General features: G+C 47.1%; 6 protein-coding genes. 3 read left to right on the top strand and 3 right to left on the bottom strand.

Features of this window, described 5'->3' with window-relative positions; genetic code table 11:
• Nucleotides 1-61: 61 nt before the first annotated feature.
• Nucleotides 62-691 carry a response regulator gene (locus tag ACRCZA_RS01005; protein WP_438672626.1) on the bottom strand — a complete coding sequence of 210 codons (630 nt, stop codon included), beginning with the start codon at nt 689-691 and terminating at the stop codon, nt 62-64.
• Nucleotides 684-2,615, bottom strand: coding sequence for a nitrate/nitrite sensor histidine kinase (locus tag ACRCZA_RS01010; protein WP_438672627.1), 1,932 nt, complete (start codon nt 2,613-2,615; stop codon nt 684-686). The genes ACRCZA_RS01005 and ACRCZA_RS01010 overlap by 8 nt, the downstream gene beginning before the upstream one ends.
• A gap of 242 nt (nt 2,616-2,857) precedes the next feature.
• Here ACRCZA_RS01010 and nrfA point away from each other — a divergent pair, with 242 nt between their 5' ends.
• Nucleotides 2,858-4,261: an ammonia-forming nitrite reductase cytochrome c552 subunit gene (gene nrfA / locus ACRCZA_RS01015; RefSeq protein WP_438672628.1), complete on the top strand. Its 1,404-nt coding sequence runs from the start codon at nt 2,858-2,860 to the stop codon at nt 4,259-4,261.
• 163 nt (nt 4,262-4,424) lie between these two features.
• On the opposite strand, the gene ACRCZA_RS01020 is transcribed toward nrfA, so the two are convergent.
• A complete protein-coding gene (locus ACRCZA_RS01020) occupies nt 4,425-4,967 on the bottom strand; it encodes a hydrolase (RefSeq protein ID WP_438672629.1) in 543 nt (180 codons plus the stop codon).
• A gap of 496 nt (nt 4,968-5,463) precedes the next feature.
• On the opposite strand from ACRCZA_RS01020, the gene glnK reads away from it, so the two are divergent.
• Complete coding sequence (gene glnK / locus ACRCZA_RS01025; protein WP_438672630.1) at nt 5,464-5,802, top strand: P-II family nitrogen regulator; 339 nt, start codon at nt 5,464-5,466, stop codon at nt 5,800-5,802.
• Between the two features lie 10 nt (nt 5,803-5,812).
• The gene (locus tag ACRCZA_RS01030; protein WP_438672631.1) at nt 5,813-7,063 is read left to right on the top strand and encodes an ammonium transporter; all 1,251 of its coding nucleotides are present in this window, start codon (nt 5,813-5,815) and stop codon (nt 7,061-7,063) included.
• The last annotated feature ends 342 nt before the right edge of the window (nt 7,064-7,405 follow it).

Here is a 7,405-nt window from a genome sequence, read left to right on the forward strand (position 1 = left end):
TGGGGGAGACTAAAAAAGCAACTCAACGTTAACGCAATTCAGAGTTGCTTTTTTACTTTTATCAATTATTTAAATATCTTACGGCCATTTCGGTACGCGATTTGGCATTGGCTTTACGCAACAGGTTTTTGACATGGACTTTGACCGTGCCTTCACTGATATGCAGGTTTTCTGAGATGATGCGGTTGCTTAACCCTTCTGCCAGCTGTTGTAAAATTTGTAATTCTCTCGGGGTAAGGCTCGCAATCCAGCTGTGTTCATCGGCGCTATCTTTGAGTTCATAGAGGAACTCTTCGACCTTGTCACTGATCACCCGGTGGCCTTGCATGGCATGTTTGAGCTTTTCGAGGAGTAAATCGGGCTCGGTATCTTTTAGCAAATAGCCATCGGCACCTGCGCGCATCAAACGGATCACATCTTGTTTGGCATCGGACACTGTCAGTATCACAATCCGTGAGGTGATCCCTTCTTGGCGTAGGGCATTGAGCGTATCTAAGCCCGTCATGCCCTTCATGTTGAGATCGAGCAGGATAATGTCTGGCTCATCGGTGGCCACCGCGCTTAGGGCATCTAGGCCGCTGCCAGCCTCGCCAAACAAACTAAAATCACTATCAGAGGCGATAAGTTGGCAAATCCCTCTACGTAGGAGAGGGTGATCGTCAACGACGAGTATGGAGTAGGGTTTACCCATGGGTTAGCTCCTGCTGCGAAGGGAAGATGAGCGTCACTTTGGTGCCCTGCATGGGGACTGGATCAGATTGAGCTTGCGTGGTTATTGCGCCATGCTCGCGCTCGACAGCCCCGGTGCTGGCGGCGATATTGTGCTTGGCAGTATGCGCATCATTGTTGCTAAATACAACTCTGCCGGCTAATTTGCTGGCGCGCTCATGCATAATGCCGATACCAAAATGTTGATCGCGTTCCTTTAAATGGCTCAGTCCAATACCGTTATCTCCAATACTGATATTGACCATGCCATGGTCGTCTTTAAAGCAATGAATATGGATCTCGCTGGCATGGGCGTGTTTAATGGCATTGATGGTGGCTTCCCGGGCGATTTGTAATATATGAATATGTTGCTTGGCTTCGAGCCATTGGGGGGCGAGTTTATAATTGAGGTGAATACTGATATCCGTTTGAGCTCGAAGCTGTTCGAGCATGGCTTCCATGGCGTGCTTTAGATTAGGTTCTTTAATGGTCAATCTAAAGGTCGACAGTAATTCCCTTAGCTGCACGTAGGCGGTGCTCACGCCTTCATTGATTTCCGTTAATTGCTGCTCCACTTCAGGACTGCGTCCCGCGAGATCTAATTTTTTTCGCAGTAAGCTGATTTGAATTTTCAAGAATGACAACACCTGCCCCAGAGAGTCGTGTAATTCTCTGGCAATAACGCCGCGCTCTTCCATTAAGGCCAATTGCTGCCGTTGTTCAGTGGCGTTATGGATGACAATAGAGCGCGTGAGCATGATGGCGAAGTTATTAAACAGCACAATGTTAGGTGCTTGTGCTGAAATCAGTTCTAAATAACCTAAATCGACTTGCTCAAAATGCAGAGGGAAGCGGGTGCTCGATTGGCCAGCGTTTGGTTCATCATCGCTTGGTTCATCACAGCTGAGTGCATTACAGCTGAGTGCATTACCACTTGATTCAGCGAGGTTGTGCTCCCTAAGGGGGGGATTGCGCGGTTCACTCCCGACTTGGCCGGTTTGTGGCCAGCCGCCATCGGCCTCGATGATGTCCTGCTCCTGATCCGGATATTGGATGATGAGCCGTAAATAATCTAAAGATTCATAGTCTTTAAGCTGATTAAGCGCGGCCTTAAGGGTTTTATAGTCTAGTTTGTTGGCGTTAAGCGTCATCAGGTTATCGTATAAAAATGCCAGTTCATTATTGGCCCTCGTCAGTGCAAACGTCTTTTCTTCTACCTGAGATTCTAAATTACCATATAACGTGGAGAGCTCTTTTGCCGTTTTTTGCAGTGCGTCGGTTAGGGCGGTGAGCTCAATGTATTCGGTTTCAGGCATTTCGATTTCAAAGTTACCCTTGGAAATGGTATTGGCCGATTCCATTAATTTGTGCAGCGGTGCGACTACCTTACGTTTGGTAAACCGAACGGCAAAAAAGGCGATGATGAGCATCAGCCCTAGGCCAACAATTTGGCTGGCGACGAGGAGTCGCAGCTTAAAAGCCGCATAGTGCTCCATTTCCAATACCAGCAAATCAATGGTGTCGACAAAATCCTTAAGTGATGTCGCATAGTCGCGGGAATTTTCCTGCTCTATGTAGTGTTTCATTATCAGCCATTTAGATATAACAAGTTGATATTGTTCTACGATTTTTTTAGGGGTGAGCCAGCCCGTTGACGGTTGCAGTGCTTTTGAATGTAGGGTTTTTTCAAACTCGGTAATTTTATCTTGAGCGGCTTGGCTACCAGAATTGGCGTAAAGCATTAACCGATAGCTTTGCATCCGCAGAGAACCCGAGGCGTTGATAGCCTTGGCGTCGCCTAAGCTGTATGACAAATTGATGATAGCGAAGATCGCTAGGCTGCTAGAAAGCAAAATCAGTACTAACATTAATCCCAGAATTTTAGAAGTCAGACTGCCTCGTTTCATGTCGTTATTGTCCAGTTTTAAGCAAGTATGAGTGGCGATGTTAAAACAGGTTTTTACATTAGAAAATGATGTATTACTTTAACAAAATCATAAAACTGTGAGCGATAACACTCTGGCATTTTGATCTAGCGCAAACTTCACTGCAGATACCCCCTTAGAGGTATATGTTTGCTCAGTGTAAGACACTAACTTTGGCCTTGGAGAGGTCGTGATTCACTACAATAAAGTAACACGGAGATGAGATGATGAAAAAGATGACTGGTAAGTCCTTTGCGCTCAGTGCATTGGTTGCCGCAAGCATGATGGCGGCGGGCGCCATGGCGAGCGATAAGACTGAACCTCGCAATGAAGTTTATAAAGATAAGTTCAAAAATCAATACAATAGCTGGCATGATACCGCTAAGAGTGATGAGCTTGTTGATGCGCTAGAGCAGGATCCAAACATGGTTATCCTGTGGGCTGGTTATGCCTTTGCCAAAGATTATAAAGCACCGCGTGGCCATATGTATGCGGTGACTGATGTCCGTGACACTCTAAGAACGGGTGCGCCTAAGAATGCCGAAGATGGTCCATTACCTATGGCCTGTTGGAGCTGTAAGAGCCCAGACGTACCGCGTTTAATTGAAGAGCAAGGTGAAGATGGCTACTTCAAAGGTAAGTGGGCGAAGGGCGGCCCTGAAGTCACTAATACCATAGGTTGTAGTGACTGCCATGAAAAAGGCTCGCCAAAATTACGCATTTCTCGTCCTTATGTTGACCGCGCGTTAGAAGCAATTGGCACGCCATTTGACAAAGCCTCTAAGCAAGACAAAGAGTCAATGGTGTGTGCTCAGTGTCACGTAGAGTACTATTTTGAGAAAAAAGACGACAAAAAAGGTTGGGTGAAATTCCCTTGGGATATGGGGATCACTGCTGATCAGATGGAAGTGTACTTTGATAGTATCGAGTTCTCTGATTGGACCCATGCATTGTCTAAAACCCCAATGATAAAAGCGCAGCATCCAGAATATGAAACCTGGAAGATGGGTATTCATGGCAAAAACAATGTGAGCTGTGTTGATTGCCATATGCCAAAAGTGACCAGCGCAGAAGGTAAGAAGTTTACCGATCATAAAGTGGGTAACCCATTTGACCGTTTCGAAGAAACCTGTGCAACTTGCCATAGCCAAACCAAAGAGTTCTTAGAAGGCGTGACCAATGAGCGTAAAGCTAAGGTCAAAGAGCTGAAACTCAAAGCAGAAACGCAATTAGTGAAAGCGCACTTTGAAGCGGCCGCCGCTTGGAAAGCCGGTGCGACTGAAGCTGAAATGAAGCCGATTTTGACTGATATCCGTCATGCGCAATGGCGTTGGGACTTAGCTATTGCCTCTCATGGCGTTGCCGCTCATGCGCCAGAAGAAGCTCTGCGCGTGCTGGGTACTTCTCTGAATAAAGCAGCCGATGCTCGCGTTAAGTTAGCGCAACTGTTAGGCAAAAAAGGTGTCACCGAGCCTGTTGCGATTCCTGATATCTCTACTAAAGCAAAAGCGCAAGCTGTGTTAGGTATGGATATGAAGACCATGGTTGCTGAAAAAGAAGAGTTCAAGAAAAACATCGTACCTAAGTGGGAAGAAGAAGCTAAAAAACGCGAAGCAACTTATAAGTAAGTGATGACTTCAGCGTCGCGGGGAGGGGTAACCTCCCTGTAAAGCAATTTCCCTAGGCTAGTGCTCAAAAAGCTGTCCTTCATCAGAATCAGACCGCTTTATAAAAGCAGTCTCGTAAAAGCCCCCGCACCCTAAGGTTGCGGGGGCTTTTTTACATCTAGCATTATTTAATTAATTTTAATAACGCCTTAAAACGTTCACCTTGGGCAATGTGTTGTAGCTCAAACAGCAGTGACTCGACATTGGTGAGCTTGGCCCCCTTTGCTTGCATCATTTGCAAGCCTATGTGTTTATTGTCGTTACTGCGTGATGACATCGCATCCGCGACGAGGTGCACTTGATAGTGTTGGGCCAGCAAATCGCAGCAAGTTTGATACACGCAGATGTGGGTTTCAATCCCTGCGAGTAACACCTGTTTGCGTTGGGTGTGGCCAAGGGCGCAGACAAATTCATCACTGCGCCAAGCACTGAAGTGTTGTTTGATAATGGGGGTGCAGGTTTGCTCTAACACGCTTTTGAGGGGCGCGCTGGTGGCGCCGAGTTTATCGGGTAATTGCTCGAGCCAGAGAATCGGGATCGCAAACAGCTCTGCGCCAGCAATTAAGCTGAGCAATTGTTGCTGAAGTTTATCTGGCTCGGCGACGGTTTGGGCAAGTTTGCCCTGTACGTCCACTATCACCAATACACATTGATCGGCTGTTAACATTGAGTCCTCCATGCGGTGGTTGTTTGGTTTGCCTGAGTTGTTCTGGGCACTCTCGATTGACATTCATGGATGAGGCGCTTGGTATTCGCCGCCCGGTTTTAGGTGCACCGTTTAGCATCGCGATGGCCTGCAGCGCCGTCCTTATTGGGTATTGGAGCTGGTGAGCCAGTAACATGCCATGTTATTCCTAATCCAATCGGCATTAAGTCTCATCTCGATTGCCGCATCAAGGATGCCTCATACGTATTTATGGTGGATTGTTAAGCCCATCAAGTGCAGCTCAATCCCGCGCTGCTTATGCACACATATTGCACATTTAATGCTCGCTAAAATAGTGCGTAGTGCGTGACGCTGCACAAAAATGGGGCATTTTTAATCAATGAAAACACCAGCAACTTACTTAAAGTCAATTAAATCATGGCGTTAAATTGTTGGCCTGATGCTTGAATTACCTCTAGTACAAATTAATAACAATCGTGTGTTTTTGGAGGTCAGGATGAAACTAGTCAGCGCTATCATCAAGCCATTTAAATTGGATGATGTCCGTGAAGCTATCGCCGCAATTGGTATCGAGGGGATGACGGTGACCGAGGTGAAAGGCTTTGGCCGTCAAAAAGGGCACACAGAGCTGTATCGTGGTGCTGAATATCAGGTGGACTTTTTGCCAAAGGTGAAACTGGATATTGCGACTAAGGATGAAAATCTCGACATGCTGATCGAGGCGATCACCGCCGCAGCTCACACCGGAAAAATTGGTGATGGCAAAATCTTTGTCGTCGACCTAGAACATGCGATCCGTATCCGTACGGGTGAACTCGATACCGAAGCGCTATAGGAGGCTAACGATGGAAGAATTAACAAAATTAGGCGTCACAGTGACCGAACTGCGCTTTGCGCTCGATACCTTTTATTTCTTGATCTCAGGTGCCTTAGTGATGTGGATGGCCGCGGGTTTTGCCATGCTGGAGGCAGGGTTAGTCCGCTCTAAAAATACCACCGAAATCTTAACTAAAAACGTCGTGTTATATGCCATTGCCTGCGTGATGTACCTGCTGGTGGGCTACAACATTATGTATGTGGATAATACCGAAGGTGGATGGTTACCTTCTTTTGGCACTTTAATCGGCACGCAAGCGGCCGACGCAAATCACGCGCTAGAGTCTGACTTTTTCTTCCAAGTGGTGTTTGTTGCAACAGCCATGTCGATTGTTTCGGGCGCAGTGGCCGAGCGCATGAAGCTGTGGGCGTTCTTGTTTTTTTCGATGGTGATGACCGCCATTATTTATCCGGTAGAAGGCTATTGGACTTGGGGTAAGGGATTTATTGCCAGCCTTGGCTTTGTGGATTTTGCCGGCAGTGGCATTGTCCATCTCACTGGCGCGGCGGCGGCCATAGCCGGGGTATTGCTCTTGGGGGCGCGTAAGGGCAAATATGGCCCTAACGGCCAAGTGAATCCTATCCCTGGCTCAAATCTACCGATGGCAACCCTTGGGATGTTCATTTTGTGGATGGGGTGGTTTGGCTTTAATGGTGGATCACAGTTGATGGTGTCGGATGCCGCTAACGCCAGTTCTGTGGCGAAGGTATTTGTGAATACCAATACTGCGGCGGCTTTTGGGGCGATCTCAGCGCTGGTGGTCTGTAAGATGATTTGGGGCAAAGCGGATTTGACGATGATCCTTAACGGCATTCTCGCGGGCTTAGTGGCGATTACTGCCGATCCCTTATCGCCTTCGCTATTGATGGCAGGGGTGATTGGGTTAGTCGCGGGGGCCTTGGTGGTGTTTTCGATTGTGGGTTTAGATCGTATTAAAATTGACGATCCGGTCGGCGCGATTTCTGTGCACGGGGTATCAGGTTTCCTTGGATTAATATGCGTGCCCTTATCAAACGCCAATGCCACGATTGGCGCCCAGTTGATTGGTGCGGCCATCATTTTCGCATGGGTATTTAGTGCCTCATTTGCGGTCTGGTTGCTCCTCAAGGTGACGATGGGGATCCGCGTGTCAGAGGAAGAAGAATACAATGGTATGGATGCCTCAGACTGCGGCATCGATGCCTACCCTGAGTTTGTTATTATTAAGAGTGCAGGTTAACCGCCGGGCTTGTATGAAGGGAGGCCAGTATGAGTCGGTTACCTTCCTATCTGCCCATTAATCCTTGAATTACATGGTGTGTTAAGAGCAAACAAAGCAGAGCCAAGGGCTCTGCTTATTTTTTTGGAGGATTCACTTTGCGGGGCTAGTTTGCGGTGTTAACTTGGTGCTGTAACGTTGATGCCTAGGTTGTTAACCTTTTCAGCGCGGTTTAATGGCGACTCTTTAAGCCATGATCTTAAATAGAAAGTCTTAAATCGATACTCTTAACTCAATGATCTTAAATCGATAGTTTTAAAGCGATAGTCTTAAATCGATAGTCTTAAATCGATGGCATTAATT

It is taken from the genome of Shewanella sp., from assembly GCF_051658185.1.
Classification (GTDB): domain Bacteria; phylum Pseudomonadota; class Gammaproteobacteria; order Enterobacterales; family Shewanellaceae; genus Shewanella.